This window comes from Micromonospora sp. AMSO1212t, from assembly GCF_008868145.1.
In the GTDB taxonomy this organism is placed as follows: Bacteria; Actinomycetota; Actinomycetes; order Mycobacteriales; family Micromonosporaceae; genus Micromonospora; species Micromonospora tulbaghiae.
This window is the reverse complement of sequence record NZ_WBKS01000023.1, coordinates 32,848-55,510: the sequence shown is the minus strand read 5'-3', so window position 1 is coordinate 55,510 and position 22,663 is coordinate 32,848. Positions and strand designations below refer to the sequence as shown.

Annotated in this window: 24 protein-coding genes; 18 read left to right on the top strand and 6 right to left on the bottom strand. The window is 74.3% G+C overall.

Going from position 1 to position 22,663, the window contains the following annotated elements; all coding sequences use genetic code 11:
* Both F8279_RS09320 and F8279_RS09315 read left to right on the top strand, forming a co-directional pair.
* On the top strand, positions 1 to 1,070 hold a 1,070-nt coding region (locus tag F8279_RS09320), incomplete at its 5' end, for an AAA family ATPase (protein ID WP_151499680.1).
* Between the two features lie 48 nt (positions 1,071 to 1,118).
* A complete protein-coding gene (locus tag F8279_RS09315) occupies positions 1,119 to 1,976 on the top strand; it encodes a DUF2567 domain-containing protein (RefSeq protein WP_091420744.1) in 858 nt (285 codons plus the stop codon).
* Here the strand turns inward: F8279_RS09315 and F8279_RS09310 are convergent.
* Entirely contained in the window at positions 1,942 to 2,646 is a 705-nt protein-coding gene (locus F8279_RS09310; protein ID WP_091420742.1) for an LON peptidase substrate-binding domain-containing protein, read from the bottom strand. The two genes, F8279_RS09315 and F8279_RS09310, sit on opposite strands and share 35 nt — an antisense overlap.
* Positions 2,647 to 2,754: 108 nt before the next feature.
* On the opposite strand from F8279_RS09310, the gene hisD reads away from it, so the two are divergent.
* The 12 genes from hisD to hisF all read left to right on the top strand — a co-directional run bounded on the left by hisD (position 2,755) and on the right by hisF (position 10,962).
* On the top strand, positions 2,755 to 4,080 hold the full coding sequence (gene hisD, locus F8279_RS09305; protein ID WP_091420739.1) for a histidinol dehydrogenase: 1,326 nt from the start codon (positions 2,755 to 2,757) through the stop codon (positions 4,078 to 4,080).
* Complete coding sequence (locus tag F8279_RS09300; RefSeq protein WP_151499678.1) at positions 4,077 to 5,150, top strand: histidinol-phosphate transaminase; 1,074 nt, start codon at positions 4,077 to 4,079, stop codon at positions 5,148 to 5,150. The genes hisD and F8279_RS09300 overlap by 4 nt, the downstream gene beginning before the upstream one ends.
* Positions 5,147 to 5,758 carry an imidazoleglycerol-phosphate dehydratase HisB gene (hisB, locus tag F8279_RS09295; protein WP_018785239.1) on the top strand — a complete coding sequence of 204 codons (612 nt, stop codon included), beginning with the start codon at positions 5,147 to 5,149 and terminating at the stop codon, positions 5,756 to 5,758. The genes F8279_RS09300 and hisB overlap by 4 nt, the downstream gene beginning before the upstream one ends.
* A gap of 58 nt (positions 5,759 to 5,816) precedes the next feature.
* Positions 5,817 to 5,984, top strand: coding sequence for a hypothetical protein (locus F8279_RS30230; RefSeq protein WP_013287581.1), 168 nt, complete (start codon positions 5,817 to 5,819; stop codon positions 5,982 to 5,984).
* Complete coding sequence (gene hisH, locus F8279_RS09290) at positions 5,984 to 6,604, top strand: imidazole glycerol phosphate synthase subunit HisH (protein WP_091420731.1); 621 nt, start codon at positions 5,984 to 5,986, stop codon at positions 6,602 to 6,604. The genes F8279_RS30230 and hisH overlap by 1 nt, the downstream gene beginning before the upstream one ends.
* 46 nt (positions 6,605 to 6,650) lie before the next feature.
* Positions 6,651 to 6,971 carry a hypothetical protein gene (locus F8279_RS09285; protein WP_091420728.1) on the top strand — a complete coding sequence of 107 codons (321 nt, stop codon included), beginning with the start codon at positions 6,651 to 6,653 and terminating at the stop codon, positions 6,969 to 6,971.
* Between the two features lie 19 nt (positions 6,972 to 6,990).
* The gene (gene priA / locus F8279_RS09280) at positions 6,991 to 7,719 is read left to right on the top strand and encodes a bifunctional 1-(5-phosphoribosyl)-5-((5-phosphoribosylamino)methylideneamino)imidazole-4-carboxamide isomerase/phosphoribosylanthranilate isomerase PriA (protein ID WP_018785235.1); all 729 of its coding nucleotides are present in this window, start codon (positions 6,991 to 6,993) and stop codon (positions 7,717 to 7,719) included.
* On the top strand, positions 7,716 to 8,141 hold the full coding sequence (locus F8279_RS09275) for a RidA family protein (RefSeq protein ID WP_091420723.1): 426 nt from the start codon (positions 7,716 to 7,718) through the stop codon (positions 8,139 to 8,141). Before priA ends, F8279_RS09275 begins: the two co-directional genes overlap by 4 nt.
* Before the next feature lie 81 nt (positions 8,142 to 8,222).
* On the top strand, positions 8,223 to 8,669 hold the full coding sequence (locus tag F8279_RS09270; RefSeq protein ID WP_091420721.1) for a MarR family winged helix-turn-helix transcriptional regulator: 447 nt from the start codon (positions 8,223 to 8,225) through the stop codon (positions 8,667 to 8,669).
* 1 nt (position 8,670) lies between these two features.
* Positions 8,671 to 9,096 carry an organic hydroperoxide resistance protein gene (locus F8279_RS09265; protein WP_151499677.1) on the top strand — a complete coding sequence of 142 codons (426 nt, stop codon included), beginning with the start codon at positions 8,671 to 8,673 and terminating at the stop codon, positions 9,094 to 9,096.
* A 5-nt stretch (positions 9,097 to 9,101) separates the two neighbouring features.
* A complete protein-coding gene (locus tag F8279_RS09260; protein WP_091421957.1) occupies positions 9,102 to 10,109 on the top strand; it encodes an NADP-dependent oxidoreductase in 1,008 nt (335 codons plus the stop codon).
* An 85-nt stretch (positions 10,110 to 10,194) separates the two neighbouring features.
* A complete protein-coding gene (gene hisF, locus F8279_RS09255; RefSeq protein WP_091420714.1) occupies positions 10,195 to 10,962 on the top strand; it encodes an imidazole glycerol phosphate synthase subunit HisF in 768 nt (255 codons plus the stop codon).
* 8 nt (positions 10,963 to 10,970) lie between these two features.
* On the opposite strand, the gene F8279_RS09250 is transcribed toward hisF, so the two are convergent.
* Together F8279_RS09250 and F8279_RS09245 are read right to left on the bottom strand one after the other, a co-directional pair.
* Entirely contained in the window at positions 10,971 to 11,432 is a 462-nt protein-coding gene (locus F8279_RS09250) for a hypothetical protein (protein ID WP_091420710.1), read from the bottom strand.
* 116 nt (positions 11,433 to 11,548) lie between these two features.
* Complete coding sequence (locus tag F8279_RS09245) at positions 11,549 to 12,184, bottom strand: YitT family protein (RefSeq protein ID WP_091420707.1); 636 nt, start codon at positions 12,182 to 12,184, stop codon at positions 11,549 to 11,551.
* 59 nt (positions 12,185 to 12,243) lie between these two features.
* Here F8279_RS09245 and F8279_RS09240 point away from each other — a divergent pair, with 59 nt between their 5' ends.
* Together F8279_RS09240 and F8279_RS09235 are read left to right on the top strand one after the other, a co-directional pair.
* Complete coding sequence (locus F8279_RS09240) at positions 12,244 to 13,695, top strand: PLP-dependent aminotransferase family protein (RefSeq protein ID WP_091420703.1); 1,452 nt, start codon at positions 12,244 to 12,246, stop codon at positions 13,693 to 13,695.
* 113 nt (positions 13,696 to 13,808) lie between these two features.
* Positions 13,809 to 15,080 carry a low temperature requirement protein A gene (locus F8279_RS09235; RefSeq protein WP_091420700.1) on the top strand — a complete coding sequence of 424 codons (1,272 nt, stop codon included), beginning with the start codon at positions 13,809 to 13,811 and terminating at the stop codon, positions 15,078 to 15,080.
* Positions 15,081 to 15,142: 62 nt separating this feature from the next.
* Here F8279_RS09235 and F8279_RS09230 read toward each other — a convergent pair whose 3' ends face one another.
* The 3 genes from F8279_RS09230 to F8279_RS09220 all read right to left on the bottom strand — a co-directional run bounded on the left by F8279_RS09230 (position 15,143) and on the right by F8279_RS09220 (position 18,817).
* Complete coding sequence (locus tag F8279_RS09230; protein WP_091420696.1) at positions 15,143 to 16,969, bottom strand: long-chain fatty acid--CoA ligase; 1,827 nt, start codon at positions 16,967 to 16,969, stop codon at positions 15,143 to 15,145.
* 138 nt (positions 16,970 to 17,107) lie between these two features.
* Entirely contained in the window at positions 17,108 to 18,058 is a 951-nt protein-coding gene (locus F8279_RS09225; protein WP_091420692.1) for a terpene synthase, read from the bottom strand.
* A gap of 129 nt (positions 18,059 to 18,187) precedes the next feature.
* Positions 18,188 to 18,817: a TIGR03085 family metal-binding protein gene (locus F8279_RS09220; RefSeq protein ID WP_091420688.1), complete on the bottom strand. Its 630-nt coding sequence runs from the start codon at positions 18,815 to 18,817 to the stop codon at positions 18,188 to 18,190.
* A 169-nt stretch (positions 18,818 to 18,986) separates the two neighbouring features.
* On the opposite strand from F8279_RS09220, the gene F8279_RS09215 reads away from it, so the two are divergent.
* The gene (locus tag F8279_RS09215; RefSeq protein WP_225853201.1) at positions 18,987 to 20,885 is read left to right on the top strand and encodes an ABC transporter ATP-binding protein; all 1,899 of its coding nucleotides are present in this window, start codon (positions 18,987 to 18,989) and stop codon (positions 20,883 to 20,885) included.
* Positions 20,882 to 22,663, top strand: coding sequence for an ABC transporter ATP-binding protein (locus tag F8279_RS09210; RefSeq protein WP_151499676.1), 1,782 nt, complete (start codon positions 20,882 to 20,884; stop codon positions 22,661 to 22,663). The genes F8279_RS09215 and F8279_RS09210 overlap by 4 nt, the downstream gene beginning before the upstream one ends.

The following is a 22,663-nucleotide window of genomic DNA, read 5'->3' as shown; positions in this document are numbered from 1 at the left end:
GGCGGCCCGAGCCGGCCCGGCCGGAGCCGCGCGGCCGGGCCGAGGCGCCGGCCGAGTCCCGGTACTCCCTTCTCGACGGCGGCTACCGGCCCGCGCCGCCGCCGCCCGAGTCCCGCTACGCGCTGCTCGACCGGGGTCGCTACCGGCCGGACACGCCGCCCGCCCCGGAGCCGGTGGTACCCGCGCCCCGCCGCCCGCTGGAGGGCCGCTCCGGCCGGGTCGACGCGGCCCAGGTGCAGTGGCGCGCCCCGGAGCCGGACCCGGAGCTGGAACGGGCGACCAGCGTGCTCCGCCGCGAGCTGGGCACCCCGAGGGTGCTCGCCTTCGCCAACCCCAAGGGCGGGGTGCACAAGACCACCGCGACAGTGCTCGCCGCCGCGACGGTCGGCAGCGTACGCGGGCGCGGCGTGCTCGCCTGGGACGACAACGAGCTGCGCGGCACGCTCGGTCTGCGGGCCGGCAGCGCCCGGCACGCCCGCACCATCCGCCACCTGATCCACGACCTGGCGCAGATCGAGATCCTCGAGGGCAACACGCTGCTGTCGCACCTCGACGACTACCTGCGGCACGCCTCCGACGGCTCGTACGACGTGCTGGCCGGCGAGGAGAGCCCGCGTTTCGCCCAGCGGCTCGACCAGTTCACCGTCAAGCGGGTGCTGGAGCTGCTGCGCCGCACCCACGAGGTGGTCTGCGTGGACACCGGCAACAACGTGGAGAGCCCGAACTGGCGCACCGTCATGCAGGCCGCCGACCAGCTCGTGGTGACCACCGTGCCGCGTGAGGACGCGGCGTTCAGCGCGGACTGGATGCTCGACCTGCTGCACGAGGTGGGCATGGGCGAGCTGGCCGACAACGCGGTCACGCTGATCTCCTGCCCCACGCCGGGGCGTACCTCGTTGCAGGACGACCTGGAACGGCACTTCGCCACCCGTACCCGGGCGGTCGCCGTGGTGCCCTACGACCCGGCGCTGGAGACCGGCTCCTCGATCGAGTACCACCAGCTCCAGGCCGAGACCCGCAACGCCTGGCTCAAGGCGGCAGCGGTGATGCTGGAACCGTTCGCGCGCTGAGCGCCGACCACCGCCCCGCGCCGTGCCCGGGCCTGAGAGGATCAACGGGTGAGTCCGGACACCCCTGAGCCCGAGCGGGCGCGCGAGCGCACCGACGGCACCGACGCGCGTACCGGCGACGCCCTCCCGCCTCCCGGCGACGCCCCGTGGCCTGGTGACGCCGCGTGGCCCGAGCGCGAGCAGCCGCCCGGCTGGCCCGGTGGCCTGCCGGTACCCGCCGGCACGCCGGTCACCGCGCCGGGCGCCGACCCGCTCGCCGGGTATCCCGGCGTGGTGGCGGAGCTGCCCGGCGCCGACGCCGCCCGGTCCGGCCGCCCGCTGGTCACCGCGCTCGGCGTGGTCGCGCTGCTCACCGCGCTCGGCGTGCCGCTGGGGCTGCTGTGGGCGTGGGCGGCGCCCGCCACCCCGGTGCGGCAGACCCCGGCCGGCGCGGTCTACGCGACCACGCAGCCGGAGCAGCCGATCGCCGCGGACGGCTGGTTCAGCCTCCTGACGCTCGGCTTCGGTGTGCTCGCCGCCGTCGCCCTGTGGGTGCTGCTGCGCCGTCGGCGCGGCCCGGCCGGTCTGCTCGCGGTGACGCTCGGCGGCCTCGGCGCGGCGGTGGTGGCCTGGCAGGTCGGCCGCCGGATCGGCCTGTCGACGTTCCAGCGGCTGGTGGAGACCGCGCCGCCGGGCACCGCGTTCACCAAACCCGTCGACCTGCGTGCCGGCGGCGTCGACTGGTACGGCCCGCTGCCGTTGCCGCACGGGAACCTGCTGCTCGCCGCGTTCGGCGCGGCAGTCACGTACACGCTGCTGGCGGGCTGGTCGCGGTGGCCGTCGCTGCGGCCGGAGCCGGAGCCCGACGCGGCCTGGCCGCCCCCACCCGGGTTCAGTTCGGCGCCGGGGGACCAGCCAGCTCGCTGAGCGGCACCGGCACCGCGCGCACCTGCCGCAGCAACGCCGTCTCCCGGTTGAGCAGGCGAAGCTCGGCGCGCAGCCGGCCGGCCGTGTCGTCGACGGCGAGCAGCCGCTGCCGGTCGGCGACGGTCAGCGCGGCGGTCGCGGCGACCAGGTGCGACAGGACCGTCGGATCCTCGGGCAGCTGCTCGGTGATCTCCTGCTGGTCCGGCCGGATCAGGCCCAGATACTGCCGGAACACCGAGATCACCCGGGCCGCCAGCAGGTCGGAGACCTCGTCCGGGCCGTCCGGCTCCGGCAGCCACTCCACCTCGGCGGTGAGGTACGGCTCGGCGGAGTCGTCGACGTCGGCGACCCGGAACCGCCGCCGCCCGACGGTGACGATGTCGAAGCCGCCGTCGGCCAGCTCGGTGACCTGCCGCAGCTCGGCGGTGCAGCCGACCTCGTGCAGCGTGACCTCGCCGCCGGCCGGCCCGGAACGCCCCGGCGGCCCGGCCGGCGCGACCTCCCAGCCGGCCTGGATCGCCACCACGCCGAACTCGCGCGGCGCGCCCTCGGGCAGCCCCACGAGATGACGCACCAGCGCCTTGTAGCGCTCCTCGAAGATGTGCAGCGGAAGGACCAGCCCGGGGAAGAGGACGGTCCCGAGCGGGAACACCGGCAGCCGTGCGCTCACGTGATCGAGCGTATCGCCAACGGGCCCGCCCGCGCGTGTCCCGGCTCACCGTCCCGGCGTGCGGGCGGGCCCGGCCGGTGACACCGGCGGCGGCCTAGACTCGCAGGCGTGCTGAATCGGATCGACCTGCGCGGCGGGGCCCGTGACCCGCGCCGCCTGCTGCCCCGTGCCCAGCTCGACGTCTCCGTGGCGGTCGAGCGGATCCGCCCGCTCGTGGAGGCGGTCCGGGACCATGGGTACCCGGCGATCCGGGAGGCGAGCGAACGGTTCGACGGCGTCTCCCCGGAGCGGCTGCGGGTGCCGGTCGAGACGATCCGCGCCGCCGAGGGCGAGCTGGATCCGCAGGTCCGCGCCGCGCTGCTGGAGTCGATCACCCGGGCCCGCAAGGTCCACGACGACCAGCGCCGCACCGACCACACCACGACGGTGGTGCCCGGCGGCACGGTGACCGAGCGGTGGGTGCCGGTCGACCGGGTCGGCCTCTACGTCCCCGGCGGCCTGGCCATGTACCCGTCGACTGTCGTGATGAACGTGGTACCGGCCCAGGCGGCCGGGGTGCGCTCGCTGGTGGTGGTGAGCCCGCCGCAGAAGGACAACGACGGCCTGCCGGACCGGCGCGTCCTCGCCGCCTGCGCGCTGCTCGGCGTGGACGAGGTGTACGCGGTCGGCGGCGCCCAGGCGGTCGCGATGCTCGCGTACGGCGCGGGCGTCGACCCGGCCGGGGACGAGCGCTGCGAGCCGGTCGACATGATCACCGGTCCGGGCAACATCTGGGTCACCGCCGCGAAGCGGCTGCTGCGCGGCGTGGTCGGCATCGACGCCGAGGCCGGCCCGACCGAGATCGCGATCCTGGCCGACGACACCGCCGACCCGGCGCACGTCGCCGCCGACCTGATCAGCCAGGCCGAGCACGACCCGCTGGCCGCGAGCGTGCTGGTCACGCCGTCCACCGCGCTGGCCGACGCGGTCGACGCCGAGCTGGCCCGGCAGGCGCCGGCGGCCAAGCACGCCGAGCGGATCGGCACCGCGCTGCGCGGCGAGCAGAGCGGCGTGGTCCTGGTCGACGACCTGGAGGCGGGCCTGCGGGTGGTCGACGCGTACGCGGCCGAGCACCTGGAGATCCAGACCGAGAACGCCCGCGAGTGGGCGCTGCGGGTGCGCAACGCCGGAGCGGTGTTCGTGGGCGCCTGGTCGCCGGTGTCGCTCGGCGACTACTGCGCGGGCTCCAACCACGTGCTGCCCACCGGCGGCTGCGCCCGGCACTCCTCCGGCCTGTCCGTGCAGTCCTTCCTGCGCGGCGTGCACCTGATCGAATACACCCAGGAGGCGCTGCGCGACGTGGCCCCGCACGTGGTCACCCTGGCGACGGTGGAGGACCTGCCCGCGCACGGCCAGGCGGTCAGCGTCCGGTTCCCCGAGGGCGGCGCGTCGTGACCACGCTCGACGACCTGCCGATCCGCGACGACCTGCGCGGGCGGACGCCGTACGGGGCGCCGCAGCTCGACGTGCCGGTGCGGTTGAACACCAACGAGAACTCCTACCCGGTGCCCGAGCCGGTGGTGGAGGCGATCGGCAAGGCGGTCGCCGCCGAGCTGCGCGACCTCAACCGCTACCCGGACCGGGACGCGGTGGCGCTGCGCGCCGACCTGGCCGCATACCTCGGTCACGGGCTCACCGCGGACCACGTGTGGGCGGCGAACGGCTCCAACGAGATCCAGCAGCAGCTGCTCCAGGCGTTCGGCGGTCCCGGGCGCACCGCGCTCGGCTTCACGCCGGCGTACTCGATGCACCCGCTGCTGGCGCTCGGCACCGGCACCCGGTGGGTGCCCGCCCGGCGCGGCGCGGACTTCGGTCTCACCGCCGGCGAGGCGGTGGCCCAGATCCGCGAGCACCGGCCGGACGTGGTGTTCCTCTGCTCGCCGAACAACCCGACCGGCACCGCGCTCGACCCGGCGGTGGTCGCCGCCGTACTGGACGAGGCGCCCGGCATGGTGGTCGTCGACGAGGCGTACGCCGAGTTCGCCCGGCCCGGCACGGTCAGCGCGCTCGCCGTGCTGCCCGGCCACCCGCGGCTGGTGGTGACCCGCACCATGAGCAAGGCGTTCGGGTTCGCCGGCGGCCGGCTCGGCTACCTGGCCGCCGACCCGGCGGTGGTGGACGCGGTGCAGCTGGTCCGGCTGCCGTACCACCTGTCCGCGCTCACCCAGGCCGCCGCCCGCGCGGCGCTGGCGCACCGGGACGCCCTGCTCGGCACCGTGGCCGCGATCATGCAGCAGCGGGACCGGATCGTCGCCGAGCTGCGCGCCCGGGGTCACCGGGTGGCCGACAGCGACGCCAACTTCGTGCTGTTCGCCGTCGAGGGGGACCAGGCGGTGGCCTGGCGTACCCTGCTCGATGCCGGCGTGCTGGTGCGCGACGTCGGCCTGCCCGGCTGGCTGCGCGTCACCGCCGGGACCCCGACCGAGACCGACGCCTTCCTCACCGCGATGGAGACAGTTTCATGAGCCGGATCGCCCGGATCGAGCGGGTCACAAACGAGACGAAGGTGCTCGTCGAGATCGACCTCGACGGCACCGGCAAGGCCGACATCTCCACCGGCGTCGGCTTCTACGACCACATGCTCAACCAGATCGCCCGGCACGGCGGCTTCGACCTGACCGTGCACACCGTCGGCGACCTGGAGATCGACGCGCACCACACGATGGAGGACACGGCGCTCGCGCTGGGCGCCGCATTCGACCGGGCGCTGGGCGACAAGGCCGGCATCCGGCGGTACGGCTCGGCCACCGTCCCGATGGACGAGGTGCTGGTCCGGGCCGCCGTCGACCTGTCCGGCCGCCCGTACGTGGTGCACGACGAGCCGGCGCTGGCCCCGTACATCGGGCCGGTCTATCCGACGAGCATGACCCGGCACATCTGGGAGTCGTTCGGTCAGTCGGCCCGGATCACGCTGCACGTGGACGTGCTCCGCGCGGCCCGGCCCGGCGGTCACCCGGACGCCCACCACGTGGTCGAGGCGCAGTTCAAGGCCGTCTCCCGCGCGCTGCGCGAGGCGACCGCGCTGGACCCGCGTAACGCGGGCGTGGTCCCCTCCACGAAGGGCGCTCTCTGATGAGCGCGAGGAACGCAGCGAAGCGGAGTCCCGCAGTCGCGAACGGAAGCTGGCTCTGATGAAGGTGCTGCCCACACTTCTGTTGATCCTGGCCGGCCTGCTGGTCGGCGGGACGTGGTCGCTGCTCAAGCAGGGCGCGCCCCGCGCCGCCGTGGTGATCACCGGCCTGCTGGCCGTGCTGGCCACCGTCGCCGGGGTGCTCTGGCTGCTGCCGGGGGAGAGCTGATGGCACGGGTGGTGGTGCTCGACTACGGCTCGGGCAACCTGCGCTCGGCCGAGCGCGCGGTGGAGCGGGCCGGCGCCGAGGTGACTGTCACCGACGACCTGGACGCCGCCGCGTCGGCCGACGGCCTGGTGGTGCCGGGCGTCGGCGCGTTCGCCGCGTGCATGGCCGGGATCGAGGCGCTGGGCGCCGGGCCGGTCATCGCCGACCGGGTCGCCGCCGGGCGGCCGGTGCTGGGCATCTGCGTCGGCATGCAGATCCTGTTCGGGCACGGCGAGGAGCACGGCGTGGTCACCAAGGGGCTCGGGCTGCTGCCCGGCGGCGTGACCCGGCTGCCCGCCCGGCGGCTGCCGCACATGGGCTGGAACACCGTGCAGCCACCGGCCGGCTCGACGCTGTTCGCCGGGCTGCCGGGCGACACCCGGTTCTACTTCGTCCACTCCTATGGCGTGACCGACCCGGCGGCGCTGGCCGAGGCGGGTGCCGCGGTGACCACCGCGCACCACGGCGCGGACTTCGTCGCGGCGGTGGAGCGGGGGCCGCTGTCGGCCGCGCAGTTCCACCCGGAGAAGTCGGCCGACGCCGGCGCCGCGCTGCTGCGCAACTGGCTCGGCACGCTGTGACCGGACCGGTCCGGGGCACGCGGGCGGGGCGCCCGCGAGTGTTCGCGTGAGCAAGGAGCGGGCCCGCCGCCGCGCGGAGCGCGAGGCCGAGCAGGAGCGGGCGCGCGCCGTCCGCGCCCGCCGGGTGACGCGCCGGGAGCGGCGTCGTTCCCTGGTACGCCGGCTGACGCCGTCGATGCGGCGCGGGCGTACCGGCCGGCTGCGCCGGCACACCCGCCGCGAGCGGGCGACGATCCTGGTGCTCACCGTGGTGGCGGTGGTCGCCATCTGGAACCTGGTGGACGACCTCGCGCTGCGGCTGGTGCTGGTCGTGTTGTTGTTGCTGGTCCTGCCCGCGGTCGTGGTGATCGCGCTGGACCGTCGTTGAGGATCCGAGGAGAGAAGCGTTGAGCCTCACCCTGTTGCCCGCCGTGGACGTCGCCGACGGCCAGGCCGTCCGGCTCGTGCAGGGCGCCGCCGGTAGCGAGACCGCGTACGGCGACCCGCTGGACGCGGCTCTGGCCTGGCAGTCCGACGGCGCGGAGTGGATCCACCTGGTCGACCTGGACGCCGCGTTCGGGCGGGGCTCCAACGCCGCGCTGCTCGCCGAGGTGGTCGGCAAGCTGGACGTGAAGGTGGAGCTGTCCGGCGGCATCCGCGACGACGAGTCGCTGCGGGCGGCGCTCGGCACCGGGGCGGCCCGGGTCAACATCGGCACCGCCGCGCTGGAGGACCCGCAGTGGTGCGACCGGATCTGCGGCGAGTACGGCGACCGGGTGGCGATCGGGCTGGACGTGCGCGGCCGTACCCTGTCGGCGCGCGGCTGGACCCGCGACGGCGGTGACCTCTACGAGGTGCTGGCCCGGCTCGACGCCGCCGGCGCCGCGCGGTACGTGGTCACCGACATCACCAAGGACGGCACCATGCGCGGGCCCAACCTGGACCTGCTGCGCGAGGTGTGCGCCCGTACCGATGCCCCGGTGATCGCCTCCGGCGGTGTGTCCACGCTGGACGACCTGCGGGCGCTGGCCACGCTGGAGCCGGTGGGTGTGGAGGGCGTGATCGCCGGTAAGGCGCTCTACGCGGGCGCGTTCACCGTCGCCGAGGCGCTGGCGACTCTGCGGGCCGGCGCGTGACGGCCGAGCCGGCCCGGACGCCGGCGGACGCCGGGGTGGTGACCCGGCTCGGCTCTGGCGGCCCGTGGGAGGCGCTCTACGGCTATTCCCGGGTGGTCCGGGCCGGCTCACTGGCGATCACCGCCGGCTGCACCTCCACCGTGGACGGCCGGGTGGCGCACGCGGGTGACGCGGCTGCGCAGACCGCGCAGGCGATCCGGATCGGCCTGGACGCGCTGGCCGAGGTCGGCGCCGGGCCGGGTGACGTGGTGCGGACGCGGATGTACGTGACCGACCGGATCTACGCCGACGAGGTGGGCCGGGCACACAACGCGGTGTTCGGCCCGGTGCGCCCGGTGGCGACGATGGTGGTGGTGGCCGGGCTGATCGACCCGGATCTGCTGGTCGAGGTCGAGCTGGAGGCGTACCTGCCGGACCGCTGAGCGGTGCCGCCCGCAGTGGTCGGCCTCGCCTCGCAGCCCGATAAGTTGCGCACAACTTGATTGCGCGCTACCTTTCAGGGCGTGGCCGATGATCTGGTACTGCGCCGGCAGGTGTGCTTCGCGCTCTACGCGGCGTCGCGTGCCCTGACCGACGTCTACCGGCCCATCCTCGACGAGCACGGGCTGACCTACCCGCAGTACCTGGTGCTGCTGGTGCTCTGGGAGCGCGACGACGACGCTCCCACGGTCTCCGAACTCGGCGCCGCGCTCCGGCTCGACTCCGGCACGCTCTCCCCGCTGCTCAAACGGCTGGAGGCGGCCGGCCTGGTGGTGCGTACCCGCTCGGCTGCCGATGAGCGCCGGGTCGAGGTGGGCCTCACCGGCCAGGGCCGGGCCCTGCGGGAGCGGATGGGTGACGTGCCGCGCCGGGTGGCCACCGCGACCGGGCTCACCGAGGCCGAACTGGTCTTCCTCCACGGCATCCTCACCCGGGTCACCGAGACGATCCACCGACAGAAGGAGCAGTGACATGCAGGTGCTCTACACCGCCTCCGCCCGCGCCACCGGCGACGGCCGCGACGGTCACGTCCGGACCTCCGACGGCACGGTCGAGCTGGATCTCGCCGTACCGAAGGAGATGGGCGGCGCCGGCGGCGCGGCCAACCCGGAGCAGCTCTTCGCGGCCGGCTACGCGGCCTGCTTCCACTCCGCGCTGCGCGTGGTTGCCCGCCAGGCCAAGGCGGACGTCTCCGGCTCGGTCGTCGAGGCCGAGGTGGGCATCGGCCCGAACGGCAGCGGCGGCTACGGCCTGGCCGTGACGCTCGTGGTGGACCTGCCCGCGGTCGAGCGCGCCGCCGCCGAGCAGCTCGTGGACGCGGCCCACCAGGTCTGCCCCTACTCCAACGCGACGCGTGGGAACGTCGAGGTCACGCGCACGGTCCGCGCGGCCCTGTGAGCACGATGAGCGAGGCGCGGGTGAACCGGGAGATCCACCTGGCGTCCCGGCCGGAGGGCTGGCCGACCCCGGAGAACTTCCGCCTGGTCACCACCGAGGTGCCGACGCCGGGCCCCGGGCAGGTCGTGGTCCGCAACCGGTTCATGTCCGTCGACCCGTACATGCGCGGGCGGATGAACGACGTCAAGTCGTACGTGCCGCCGTTCGCGCTCGACGCCCCGCTCGACGGGGGCGCGATCGGTGAGGTGGTGGCCGGCGAGGCCGGTGACGTCAAGCCCGGCGACACGGTGCTGCACGGGCTCGGCTGGCGCGAGTACGCGCTGGTGGACGCCAAGGGCGTCCGCAAGGTCGATCCCGGCCTGGCGCCGGTCACCGCGTACCTGGGCGTGCTCGGCATGACCGGGCTGACCGCGTACGCCGGGCTGCTCGACGTGGCCGCGATGAAGCCGGGGGAGACCGTGTTCGTCTCCGGCGCGGCCGGCGCGGTGGGCAGCATGGTCGGCCAGATCGCGAAGCTGCGCGGCGCCGGGCGGGTGATCGGCAGCGCCGGTTCCCCGGCGAAGGTGGAACGCCTCACCGCGCTCGGCTTCGACGCCGCCTTCGACTACCACGACGGCCCCGTGTACAAGCAGCTCAGGGCCGCCGCCCCGGACGGCGTCGACGTGTACTTCGACAACGTCGGCGGCGAGCACCTGGAGGCCGCGATCGGGGCGATGAACCTGCACGGCCGGGCCGCGATCTGCGGCATGATCGCGCAGTACAACGCCACCGAGCCGCCCGCCGCGCCGCGCAACCTGGCGCTGGTGATCGGTAAGCGGCTGACGCTGCGCGGATTCCTCGTCGGTGACCACGGTCACCTGCGGGAGCAGTTCGTGCAGGAGGTGGCGGGCTGGCTGCGCGAGGGCCGGCTGTCGTACGACGAGACGATCGTCGACGGCATCGAGCAGGCCCCCGAGGCGTTCCTCGGCCTGCTGCGCGGCGAGAACCTCGGCAAGATGCTGGTCCGTCTCTGACCGGCGCGAACCACTCCACCGCGGGCGGTGGTGACCGGCCTCACCGGCGGGTCACCACCGCCCGCGCGTTCGTTAGGCTCGGGGCATGACGGTGGCGGTACGGGTCATCCCGTGTCTGGACGTGGACGCCGGGCGCGTGGTCAAGGGGGTCAACTTCCTCGACCTGCGCGACGCCGGCGACCCGGTGGAGCTGGCGGCGGCGTACGACCGGGCCGGCGCGGACGAGCTGACCTTCCTCGACGTCACCGCCTCGTCCAGCGACCGGGGCACCATGCTCGACGTGGTGCGGCGCACCGCCGAGTCGGTCTTCATCCCGCTCACGGTGGGCGGCGGCGTACGCCAGGTCGCCGACGTCGACACGCTGCTGCGCGCCGGTGCGGACAAGGTCGGCGTGAACACCGCCGCCATCGCCCGGCCGGAGCTGATCGCCGAGATCGCCGACCGGTTCGGCCGCCAGGTCCTGGTGCTCTCGCTCGACGTGCGCCGCGCCCCGGACGGCACGACGCCGAGCGGCTTCGAGGTGACCACGCACGGTGGCCGGCGGGGCACCGGGCTGGACGCGGTCGAGTGGGCGGCGCGCGGCGCCGAGCTGGGCGCGGGCGAGATCCTGCTCAACTCGATGGACGCCGACGGCACCAAGGCCGGGTTCGACCTGCCGCTGATCCAGGCTGTCCGCGAGGTGGTCGACGTGCCGGTGATCGCCAGCGGGGGCGCGGGCGAGGTGGCCCATTTCCCGCCGGCGATCGGCGCCGGGGCGGACGCGGTGCTCGCGGCCAGCGTCTTCCACTTCGGCGAACTCACGGTCGGCGAGGTCAAGGACGCGCTGCGCGGCGCCGGGCACCCGGTGCGCTGAGGCGGCGGTCACTGCCGGCCGGAGTGCCCCTCGGGGGAGCGGCGCGGCATCGGGATGGACCGGACCACGTACTCCTGCACGGCGGCGGCGTGGTCGTCCTCGTCGAGCTGCCACTCGGACTCGGCGGGCGGGTGCCGCCGGGTCAGCACGCCCTGCACCGTGTCGACTGTGGTGCCGAGCCCGGCGCTGGGCCGGGTGCGCCAGAGCCGTTCACCGTCCGGGGTGACCCGGAACCAGCCGTCGGCGACGCTGACCAGGCCCGCGCCGACGAGCCGCCGGACCGCCCCCTCCACCTCGTGCCGCTCCGGGATGGCCTGGTTGAGGTGGTCGGCGGTGGAGAGGACGTCGGCCAGCCGTACGCCTTCGGGGCGGCGTGTCGCGGCGGCCCGCCGGTGCCGGCCGGCGCCACTGGCGATGACCAACGCGACGAAGATCCAGGCGTCGCTCCAACGCCATCCGTTCTCCCCCATGCAGGAATGATGCCCGGCGGCGACGGCGGAGGAAACACCTGGTTTCCCGGTTCTGCGTCGTCGCAGCTCAGCGCGTTGCGGCTCGTGCCCGGCCGTGGCGGTCGGCCCGGCCGCGGTCACGTAGCGTACGCACCGGCCGCCGGTCGTGCGGGCAGCGCGAAGACCGGGATGAAGAACTGGGCCAGCGGGCCGATGGTCAGCGCGTAGGCCACCGTGCCGAGGCCGACGGTGCCGCCGAGCAGCCAGCCGAGCGCCAGCACGGTGATCTCGATGACGGTGCGGACCAGCCGGACCGAGAACCGGGGGTGGCGGGCGACGAACCCGGTCATCAGGCCGTCGCGCGGGCCGGGGCCGAGCCCGGCGCCGAGGTAGAGGCCGGTGGCGGCGCCGTTGGCGACGATCCCGGCGACGAGCAGCGCGACGCGCGCCGGCATGCCCTCCCCGGGCGGAAGCACGGCCAGGGTGGCGTCGACGACCAGCCCGATCACCACCACGTTGCTGACCGTGCCGAGGCCGGGACGCTGCCGCAGCGGGATCCAGAGCAGCAGCACGAGCGCGCCGACGGCGATGGTGACGGTGCCGAACGACAGGCCGGTCTGCCGGGCGAGCCCCTGGTGGAACACGTCCCACGGGTCCAGCCCCAGCTCCGACCGGATCATCAGCGCCATGCTCACGCCGTACAGGACCAGCCCGGCGTAGAGCTGGGTGAGCCGTCGCGCCGGCCGGTGCCGGAGATTGCCAAGCTGTGCCATGCATGCCACCCTAGGGGCCAATCGCGGTCCTCAAGGGTGCCAATTCCGGAGGTGTGGCCATGACCAGCCAGGTGCGCGGCGTCCAATTGGCGCGGCTTCTCGGCCAGTGGCACGCCCTGCCGGGCCGCCGGCGCAGCCCCGACTACGCCGCGCTCGCCGGCGCCGTCCGCGGGTTGCTCGCCGACGGGCGGCTCCCACTCGGGGTACGGCTGCCGGCCGAGCGGGAACTGGCCGAGGCGCTGCGGATCAGCCGGACCACTGTCACCGCCGCGTACCGGGAACTGCGGGAGAGCGGCCACCTGGCCAGCCGCCGGGGCGCCGGGAGCTGGACCATGCTGCCCGGCGGACACCGGGTGGCCAGCACCGGGCTGTGGACGCCGCTCGACGACCGCGACATGATCGACCTCGGCGTGGCCGCGCTGTCCGCGCCGCCGCAGCTCGTCCCGGCCGCCCGGGCCGCGGCCGAGGACCTGCCCCGCTACCTCGGCGGCGCCGGCTACCACCCGACCGGCATCATCGAGCTGCGCGAGGCGGTGGCCCGCGCCTACACCGAGCGCGGCCTGCCCACCAGCCCGGAACAGATCATGGTCACCAGCGGCACCCAGCACGCGCTGGACCTGGTGCTGCGGCTGGCCCTGTCGCCCGGCGGCGGCGTGCTCGTCGAGTCGCCCACCTACCCCAACGCGCTGGCCGCGTTGTCCGCCCGCCGGGCCCGGATCGCCACCCACGGCCTGTCCGACGAGGGCTGGGACGCCGAACTGCTGCTCGGCAGCCTCCGGCAGACCCGGCCGAAGCTCGCGTACGTGATCCCCGAGTTCCAGAACCCGACCGGCCACCTGATGGCCGCCGACCTGCGCGAGCGGCTGGTCGGCACGGCCCACGCGGCCGGCACCGACCTGGTGGTCGACGAGTCCTTCGTCGACCTGCCGCTGGACGACACCACGCTGCCGCCGCCGGTGGCCGTCTTCGACAGGCACTCCCGGGTGATCAGCATCGGCGGCATGAGCAAGCCCTACTGGGGCGGGTTGCGGATCGGCTGGGTCCGCGCCTCCGCGCCCCAGGTGCAGCGGCTCGCCGCGGCCCGGGTCGGGGTGGACATGGCCAGCCCGGTGCTCGACCAGCTCGTCGCCGTGCACCTGCTCACCGAGGCGCCGGCCATCGTGGCGGCCCGCCGGGCCCAGCTCGTCGCCCAGCGGGACGCCCTGGTCGCCGCGCTCGCCGACCGGCTGCCCGACTGGCGGGTACGGGTACCGAGCGGCGGCGTCACGCTCTGGGCCGAGCTGGACGGCCCGATCTCCAGCGCGCTGGCCCGCGCCGCCGAGGAGGTCGGCGTACGGCTGGCGCCCGGTCCCCGGTTCGGCCTGGACGGGACGCTGGAGCGTTTCCTGCGGCTGCCCTTCACCCTGCCCGCCGACGAGCTGGTGGAGGCGGTCGGGCGCCTCGCGGCGGTCCGCTACGACCTGGACCGCACCAGCCGTCCGCAGTGGCGGGAGCCGAGCGTCATCGCCTGACCCGCCCGGCCGCCCGATCCGGTGGTGATCGGCCCGAAGTGCGGCTCCGGCCCGTCCGGTGCCCGCAGACTGCCCGGGTGGGGAACGGGAGGGGAGTCCGGCGGTCGTGGACCGTGCGGTCCGCCGCCCCGGGTTCCCGCACCACCCGGCTGGAGCTCTTCTACGACCTGGTCTTCGTCTTCGCGTTCCTGAACGTCACCACGCTCACCGCCTCGGAGCTCACGCCGGCCAACCTGTACCGCTTCCTGCTGGTGCTGGCGCTGCTCTGGTGGTCGTGGACCGGCTTCGCCCGGATGGGCAACTTCTTCCGTGCCGACCAGGGCGTGCTGCCGCTGGTCGGCTTCGTCACCGTGGCGGCGACGTTCATGCTGGTGCTCAGCGAGCCCAGCGCGTTCGAGGACCTCCCCGGCGGGCTGCCCGGCCCGCTGGTCTTCGCCGGCTGCTACTTCGTGATCCGGATGGCCCAGCTCACGGTCTTCGGCTGGGTGGACCGCGCCGACCCGGTCCGGCGCCGCCGGCTGCTCCTGCGCGCCGTGTTCCCGACCGTCGCCACCGTGCTGCTGGTCATCGCCGGAACCGTGCCGACGCGGCTGCCGCAGGAGCGGTTCGCGATCCCGCTGCAACTGGCGCTCTGGACGCTGGCGCTGCTCGTCGAGTACGTCGGCGGGGTGACGCTCGCCCGCCAGTGGTGGGTGGTGGTCTCGGCCGGGCACTGGGCGGAACGGCACGCGCTGATCGTGCTGGTCGCACTCGGCGAGTCGATCATCGCGCTCGGCTTCGGCCCGAAGCACGGGCTGCCGCTGGCCGGGCCGGTGGCGGTGTCGGCGCTGCTCGGCATCGTGGTCGTCGCGGCGCTGTGGTGGGCGTACTTCGACACGCTCGCCTTCGCGATGGAACAGGCGCTGCACCACGCCCGGGACGAGGCAACCCGGGTCCGGCTCACCCGGGACGTGTACACGTTCATGCACCTGCCGATGGTCGCCGGGGTCATCCTCTACGCGCTCGGCCTCAAGGACCTGCTGGCCGAGGCCGCCGACCCGGCCACGCCCGCCTGGGGGCTGCCGCTGGGCGACTTCTGGGGCGCGATCCTGTTCGGCGGGGTGGCGTTGTACCTGCTCAGCCTCGCCGGGTGCTGGTGGCTCGCGCTGCGCGAGGTGCACTGGCCGTTGCTGGCCGCGGTGGTGGCGCTGGCCGTGGTCGGTCCGTTCGTCTTCCGCATCCCGGAGCTGATCGCGCTCGGTGTGCTCGGGATGATCACCGGCGCCGGGGTCACCTGGGAGACGCGCCGCGAGGACGGCCTCCGGCGCCGGGTACGCCGGCTCGCGCTGGAGGAGCAGATCGCCGCCGAGGCCGAGCAGAGCCACTGGCGGCAGAAGCACTTGTGAACGGCGCGCGGCCGTGCCCCGGGACGGTGGGGCACGGCCGGCGCGACGGTACGGCGGTGCGGCTACAGCTCGGCGAGCGTGCCCTCGTACATCTTGTCGATCTCGGAGGCGAAGTTCGTCTCCACGCTACGGCGCTTGATCTTCAGCGACGGCGTGACCTCGCCGTCCTCGATGGTGAGGTCACGGGGGAGGATCGACACCTTCTTGATCGTCTCCCAGCGGTTGAGCTTCGCGTTCAGCTCGGCCACGTACCCCTCGACCATCTCCCGCGCCTGCGGCGAGGTGACGATCGTGGTGTAGTCGCTGCCCTCCAGCGCGGTGCCGGCGGCCCAGCCCTTGATCGCGTCCGGGTCCAGCGTGACGAGCATGGTGCAGTAGTTGCGCGCCTGCCCGATCACCACCGCCTGCGAGGTGTACGGGCACACCGCCTTGAACATGCCCTCGATGTGCGACGGCGCGACGTACTTGCCGCCGGACGTCTTGACCAGGTCCTTCTTCCGGTCGGTGATGCGCAGGTAGCCGTCGGCGTCGAGCGTGCCGATGTCGCCGGTGCGGAAGAAGCCGTCCTCGGTGAACGCGGCGGCGGTCTCCTCGGGCAGGTTGTGATAGCCGCGCATGACCGGCTTGCCGCGCAGCAGGACCTCGCCGTCGGTGTCGATCCGGCACTCCAGGTCGCCCATGGCGCGGCCCACGCTGCCGATCTTCAGCCCGTCGGGCGGGTTCACGAACGCGCCCGCGCTGGTCTCGGTCAGACCGTAGCCCTCCGAGATGGGCAGGTTGGCGGCGGCGAAGAAGGTGGCGATCTCCTTGCTCAGCGGCGCCGCGCCGGAGACCAGCACCCGCATCCGGCCGCCGAGCCGCGCCTGGAGCTTGCTGAACACGAGCTTCTCGGCCAGCGCGTACTTCATCCGCAGCCCGGCCGGGACCGGCTTGCCGGCCTGCTCCAGCGCGACCTTCTCCTTGCCGACCCCGACGCCCCAGGCGAAGATCTTGGCCTTGGCGCCGCCGGCGCCCTGCGCGGTGGTGACCGCCTTGTTGTAGACCTTCTCGAAGACCCGGGGCGCGCCGCACATGAGCGTCGGCTGCACCACGCCCAGCAGGTCGACGAGCTTGTCCACCCGGCCGTCGACGTAGGTGGGCAGGCCGACGTGGGTGGCGCCGCAGAGCAGCGTCTTGCCGAACGAGTGCGACAGCGGCAGCCACAGGTACTGCAGGTCGTCGACGCGCAGCAGGCCCAGCTCGGCCTGCGCCACGCCCTCCCAGCACCAGCCGCCGTGCAGCAGCTCCACGCCCTTCGGGCGGCCGGTGGTGCCCGAGGTGTAGATCAGCGTGGCCAGGTGGTCCGGGCCGATGCCGGCGACGAGCATGTCGATCAGGTCCGGCTCGGCGCTCAGCGCGGCTGTGCCGCGCTCCTCCAGCTCGGCCAGGGTGAGCTGCGGGACGGCCGCCGCCGGGTCGGGCGTGCCGTCGAAGAGCACCACGTGGGTCAGCGCGGGCAGGTCCGCCCCGGCGATCTTCGCCGCCTGGGCCGGGTTCTCCGCGAACAGCACCTTAGAGCCGGAGTCGGCGATGATGTAGATCGCGTCCTCGGGTTCGGTGGTGGGGTAGACGGTGGTGGTGGCCCCACCGGCGCACATGATGCCGAAGTCGGCGAGCACCCAGTCCAGGCGCGTGTTGGCCAGGATCGCGACCGGGTTCTCCAGGCCGACACCGAGCCCGTGCAACCCGGCAGCGATCGCCTTGGCGCGCTGCCCGACCTGCTCCCACGTCAGCCAGACCGGGCCCGAGTCGTCGGGTGCGGGGTGGGCGAAGGCGTGCCGGTCGGGGGAGTCCGCCACGCGCTTGAGGAACATGTCCGGTACGGAACGGTACGGTACATCGAGAGCCATCGCTGTAGCCGCCTTCAGGGGTGGAGGGACGTGACGGGGGTCACGCCGATCTGCGGTTACCGAAGGGTATTGCCTGCACCCGGCCAGCGGCTAGCCCCGATCGGTCGAGTCGCCCCCGGTCCCGCCTGCTGGACCCGTTCAGGCGTACCGGCTGGCCGCGCGGGACCAGTCGTAGGTGGCCCTGATCCAGTCCCGGCGGGTGTCCAGGAAGACCCGCATTCCCTCGTCGGCCACGGCGCTCAGCGCCGCGTCCCGCTCCGCGTACGTGGCGAGGGCCTTGTTGAACCGGTCCGCCGCCGCGTACAGCGCCGCCGACTCGTCCTGCCCGGTCTCACCCGCGATCGTGGTGACCAGGTTGTGCGCCTCCGGGGCGGCGCCGCGCTCCTTGCCGTAGGAGAACAGGTCGTTGCACCAGCAGATCAGGTCGGTGGCGAGAGCGTCCAGCGCGGTGAGCGCCGGCGCGACCCGCTGGTCGGCGTTGGGCGCGGACGGGCGGGCCAGGTCGGTCACCGTGAAACTCGGGCGGACGCCGCCGGTGTGGCGGCGCATCTGGGTGTACTCGGCCACCCCTGGCACCCGCAGTCGCTCCCGGTTGGCGGCCTCCCAGAGCAGCGCCAGCAGGTACTCCCGCAACTGGCTGACCAGGCGCAGCAGGTGGGCCGGCCGGCCCCGGTCGCGGGCCCGCCGGCACAGGTCGTGCAGCGCCAGGGCGATCGGCCCGCCGTCGGCCGGCGCCGGCGCGTCCGGGTCGCCGTGCCGGTCGAGCACCGCCAGCAGCGCGGCCAGCGTGGGTGCCAGCAGCGTGGGCGCCGCGCCGAGCCCGTCGTCGTCGCAGGCGTCGTCCACCACGAACAGCCAGTTGATCAGGTCGGTGAGCAGGCGCAGGCCGTACGGCGACGCCTCGGGGCAGGCGCGAGCGGCCAGCTCCGCCGCGTACGCCCCGGCCAGCCGCCGGCGTCCGGCCTGGTCCTCCACCAGGCCGAAGTCGCGTACCCAGGCGGCGCTCTCCGCGGCCGCCTGGTCGACGGCGGGGTGACGCCGGGAGGGAAAGGGCGGCTCGTGCAGTGCCGAGAGGGCGAAGTCGCGCATCGTCGTCCCCCTGTCCGCCGCCCCGCGGGGTCGGGCCGGTGCGCAGGAGCGTACGGGAGTACGCAACCGTTATCGACGTTCGGGTGTCCACATTCCACTGTCGGCCGCCGACCGGCTACACACCCTCGGTCACAAGCCCAGTTCGGCGGTACGCAGACGCTCGGCGCGGTCGGCCGGACCGTCCACCTGGACCCGGGCCACCCGCTGCCGTCCGGTGAGGAACAGCACGAGTTCCCCCGGCGCGCCGACGAGCCGCAGCCGCTCGCCGCCGCCACCGGCCCGCAGCTCGCCGTGCCCCGGCGCCTGCACCAGCACCTCGGCCGGGAACCGCCGCAGCGCCATCCGGGCCAGCAGGGACACCCGCTTCCACAGCACCGCCTGCTGCCCGGCGGGCAGGTCACGCGGCTGCCAGCCCGGCCCGGCCCGGCGGACGTCCTCGTGGTGGATGAAGAACTCCATCCCGTTGGCCAGCTCGTCGGTGAGCGGGTTGCTCACCGGGCTCCACACCGGGGGACGGCGTACCCGGCCGATCAGGTCGGCGTACGGCCCGGCGGCGATCCGCCGGCGGACCGACTCGCCGTAGCCGCGCAGCGGCGGCAGCAGGATCCCGCCCGCCGCGTCCGGCCGGCGCTCCCGCACCAGAAGGTGCGCCGCCAGGTCACGGGTGGTCCACCCCTCGTTGACGGTCGGTGCGTCCGGTCCCAGTTCCAGCATCAGGTCGGCGAGCGCCTCGCGCTCCGCTCGGGCGTACCGCGGCATGGCCCGATCGTAGGCCCGTTCCGGCCGATCGGCGCGCCGCGCCCGGCGGGATCGCGCCGCCGGACCGATTCCGGCCGCCCTCGACCCAGGTCCGGCGGGAACGTGACGGCGGACATATCCCGGCCGGGTCGGCGGGACCGGCGGCGAGCGGTAAGGATGGGGGAGAACGATGCGGCTTACGGCGGGGGAGAGCGTGGCGAGCGGGACAAGTCGGGACGTGCTCGGCAGAGGGCTACGGGTGCTCGGCCAGGCCATCCGGGAACAGCCACGGATCTTCGCGGTCGCGGTCAGCGGCAGCGTGCTGTTCGGCCTCCTGGTGATCGCCAGCGCGTACGTGGTCGGCGCGGTGGTCGGCGACGTGGTCGTGCCGGCCGTGGAGCGCGGCGAGGCGGCCCGCGGGGCGCTGGCGCTGGCCGCGGCGGCCCTGTTCGGCATCAGCGTGCTGCGGGTGGTGGGCATCTTCGGCCGCCGGCTCGGCGCCGGTTACATGCAGTACCGGCTCCAGGCCGCCTACCGTCGCCGGGTCACCCGGCGCTACCTGGAGCTGCCGCTGGCCTGGCACCACCGCAACTCCACCGGCACGCTGCTGTCGAACGCCAACTCCGACGTGGAGGCGGCCTGGTACCCGATCGCGCCGCTGCCGTTCGCGGTCGGCACGCTGGTGATGCTCGTCGGCGCGGTGGCCTCGCTGTTCTTCACCGACTGGGCGCTGGCCCTGGTCGGCCTCGCCGTGTTCCCCGCGCTGTTCGCGCTCAACGTGGTCTACTCCCGCCGGATGGCGCCCCGGCAGGCCCGGGCACAGCGGCTGCGGGCCGAGGTCAGCGGCATCGCGCACGAGAGCTTCGACGGCGCGCTGGTGGTCAAGACGATGGGCCGCGAGGCCCAGGAGACGGCCCGCTTCGCCTCCCGCGCCGGTGAGTTGCGCGACGCGCTGATCTCGGTCGGCCGGCTGCGCGGCGTGTTCGACCCGATGCTGGAGACGCTGCCCAGCCTCGGCACGCTCGCCGTGCTGGTGGTCGGCGCGATCCGGTTTCGGCAGGGCGCGATCAGCGTGACCGAGCTGGTCAGCGTCGCGTTCCTGTTCACAGTGCTGGCCTTCCCGGTACGCGCCATCGGCTGGGTGCTGGCCGAACTGCCGCGCAGCGTCGCCGGATGGGACCGGGTCCGCCGGGTGCTCGATGCGACCGGCGAGATGCCGTACGGCACGACGACACTCGACCCGGCCACCCGCGAGCCGGCCACGCTCGCCTTCGACGACGTGCACTTCGCGTACGAGCCGGCCGAGGCGCACCTGCCCGGCGCCAAGGTGCTCGGCGAGGTGACGTTCACCGTCCCGGCCGGGAAGACCGTCGCCCTGGTCGGCCCCACCGGCGCGGGCAAGTCCACGATCGCCTCGCTCGCCGTGCGCCTGGTCGACCCGGGTGCCGGGCGGGTCACGCTGGACGGCGTGGACGTGCGGGAGCTGACCGCCGCCTCGCTCGCCGGCAACGTGGCGCTGGTGGCGCAGGTGCCGTTCGTCTTCGACGACACGGTCCGGGCCAACATCGCGCTCGACCGCGCCGGCATCGGCGACGACGAGGTGTGGGCGGCGCTGCGGCTGGCCGAGGCGGACGGCTTCGTGGCCGCGCTGCCGGACGGGCTGGACACCATGGTCGGCGAGCGGGGCACGTCGCTGTCCGGCGGACAGCGTCAGCGTCTGACACTGGCCCGGGCACTCGCCGGGCGACCCCGGCTGCTGGTGCTCGACGACGCCACGAGCGCCGTCGACCCGCGGGTCGAGGCGGCCATCCTGGCCGGGCTGCGCGCGCCCGCCGACGGCGGCGCCCCGGCGTCGATCCTGGTGGTGGCGTACCGCCGGGCCACCATCGCGCTCGCCGACGAGGTGATCTACGTGGAGCAGGGCCGCGTGGTCGCGCGCGGCACCCACACCGAGCTGCTGGCCACCGTGCCCGGCTACGCCGACCTGGTCACCGCGTACGAGCAGGCCGAGCAGGAACGCGAGCAGAATCGGACGTACGACGAGGTCACCCCGTTGCCCTCGGGCCTGGAGATCGAGGTGGACCGGTGAGTACGACCACGGGGGAGAACAGCGAGAGCACCGAGACCACCTGGCGGACGCTGCGGCGAGGGCTGGCGCTCTCCCCGGAGCTGCGCACCGGCCTCGCCGGAACGCTGGCGCTGGCGCTGGTCTACATGGTCGGCCGGGTCGCCGTGCCGGTGGCGGTGCAGCGAGGCATCGATCACGGCATCGTCGGCGGGCTCGACCTGAACGTCATCTCGCTCACCGTGGCGATCACCGCCGGGGTGCTGGTGGTCACCACCGCCTGCGGCTATCTGATGATGCGCCGGCTGTTCACCGTGAGCGAGACCGCGCTGGCCGGGGTGCGCACCCGGGCGTTCCGGCACGTGCACGACCTGTCCATGCTGCACCAGCAGTCCGAGCGGCGCGGGTCGCTGGTCTCCCGGGTCACCAGCGACGTCGACCAGATCACCCAGTTCCTCCAGTGGGGCGGCGTGATCCTGATCGTCAACCTGGGCCAGCTGCTGGTGACCACCGCAGTGATGCTCGCGTACTCCTGGCAGTTGACGCTCGTGGTGCTCGTCGCGTTCGCGCCCGCGCTGCTGGTGATCCGGCGGTTGCAGCGCCGCCTCGCCGGGGCGTACGGGCTGGTGCGGCAGCGCACCGGCACGTTGCTCGGCGCGATCGGCGAGAGCGTGGTGGGCGCGCCGGTGATCCGGGCGTACGGCATCGCCGGGCGTACCGCGCGGCGGCTGGACACGGCCATCGACGGGCAGCGGGTGGCCCAGCAGAGGGCGATCCGGATCAGCATCATGGGCAGCTCGGTGGGGGAGCTGGCCGCCGGGCTGGCGCTGGCCGGCGTGGTGGTGGTCGGGGTCAGCCTGGGTGCGGGCGGCACGCTGTCGATCGGCCAGCTCACCGCGTTCCTGTTCCTGGTCACGCTCTTCATCCAGCCGGTGCAGATCGCCACCGAGGTGCTCAACGAGGCGCAGAACGCGATCGCCGGCTGGCGCCGGGTGCTGGACGTGCTGGACGTCTCCCCGGACGTGGCGGACCCGGGCGAGCAGGGGCGGGAGCTGCCGCCGGGGCCGCTGGACGCCCGGTTCGCCGGCGTGACGTTCGCCTATCCGGGCGGGCCGCCGGTGCTGCACGACGTGACCCTGGACATCCCGGCCAAGAGCCGGGTGGCGGTGGTGGGCGAGACCGGAAGCGGCAAGACCACGTTCGCCAAGCTGCTCACCCGCCTGATGGACCCGACCGAGGGGGAGGTCCTGCTCTCCGGGGTCGACCTGCGGCAGGTGCGCTTCGACTCCCTGCGCTCCCGGGTGGTGATGGTGCCGCAGGACGGCTTCCTGTTCGACGCCACGGTGGGGGAGAACGTCCGCTTCGCCCGCCCCGACCTGACCGACGAGCGGCTCACCGCCGCCTTCGCCGAGCTGGGCCTGTCCGACTGGTTGGACGGGCTTCCGTCCGGGCTGGACACGCCGGTCGGTGAGCGCGGGGAGGCGCTGAGCGTCGGCGAGCGGCAGCTCGTGGCGCTGGCCCGGGCGTACGTCGCGGACCCGGACCTGCTGGTGCTGGACGAGGCGACGAGCGCTGTCGACCCGGCCACCGAGGTCCGCCTGCAACGGACGCTCGACGCGGTGACCCGGGGCCGGACCACGCTCGCCATCGCGCACCGGCTGTCCACCGCGCAGGCGGCGGACGAGGTGATCGTGGTGGACCGGGGCCGGATCGTGCAGCGCGGCCCGCACGAGGAGCTGGTCCGCGACACCGACTCGGTCTACGCCCTGCTGTACGCCTCCTGGCTCGAGCAGACCCGGTAA

Coding starts and splice junctions, on each gene's coding strand:
- hisB (WP_018785239.1), top strand. CDS start 5,147: ATGAGCCGGATCGCCCGGATCGAGCGGGTCACAAACGAGACGAAGGTG.
- F8279_RS30230 (WP_013287581.1), top strand. CDS start 5,817: ATGAAGGTGCTGCCCACACTTCTGTTGATCCTGGCCGGCCTGCTGGTC.
- hisH (WP_091420731.1), top strand. CDS start 5,984: ATGGCACGGGTGGTGGTGCTCGACTACGGCTCGGGCAACCTGCGCTCG.
- F8279_RS09265 (WP_151499677.1), top strand. CDS start 8,671: ATGCAGGTGCTCTACACCGCCTCCGCCCGCGCCACCGGCGACGGCCGC.
- F8279_RS09260 (WP_091421957.1), top strand. CDS start 9,102: ATGAGCGAGGCGCGGGTGAACCGGGAGATCCACCTGGCGTCCCGGCCG.
- hisF (WP_091420714.1), top strand. CDS start 10,195: ATGACGGTGGCGGTACGGGTCATCCCGTGTCTGGACGTGGACGCCGGG.
- F8279_RS09250 (WP_091420710.1), bottom strand. CDS start 11,432: ATGGGGGAGAACGGATGGCGTTGGAGCGACGCCTGGATCTTCGTCGCG.
- F8279_RS09245 (WP_091420707.1), bottom strand. CDS start 12,184: ATGGCACAGCTTGGCAATCTCCGGCACCGGCCGGCGCGACGGCTCACC.
- F8279_RS09240 (WP_091420703.1), top strand. CDS start 12,244: ATGACCAGCCAGGTGCGCGGCGTCCAATTGGCGCGGCTTCTCGGCCAG.
- F8279_RS09230 (WP_091420696.1), bottom strand. CDS start 16,969: ATGGCTCTCGATGTACCGTACCGTTCCGTACCGGACATGTTCCTCAAG.
- F8279_RS09225 (WP_091420692.1), bottom strand. CDS start 18,058: ATGCGCGACTTCGCCCTCTCGGCACTGCACGAGCCGCCCTTTCCCTCC.
- F8279_RS09220 (WP_091420688.1), bottom strand. CDS start 18,817: ATGCCGCGGTACGCCCGAGCGGAGCGCGAGGCGCTCGCCGACCTGATG.
- F8279_RS09215 (WP_225853201.1), top strand. CDS start 18,987: ATGCGGCTTACGGCGGGGGAGAGCGTGGCGAGCGGGACAAGTCGGGAC.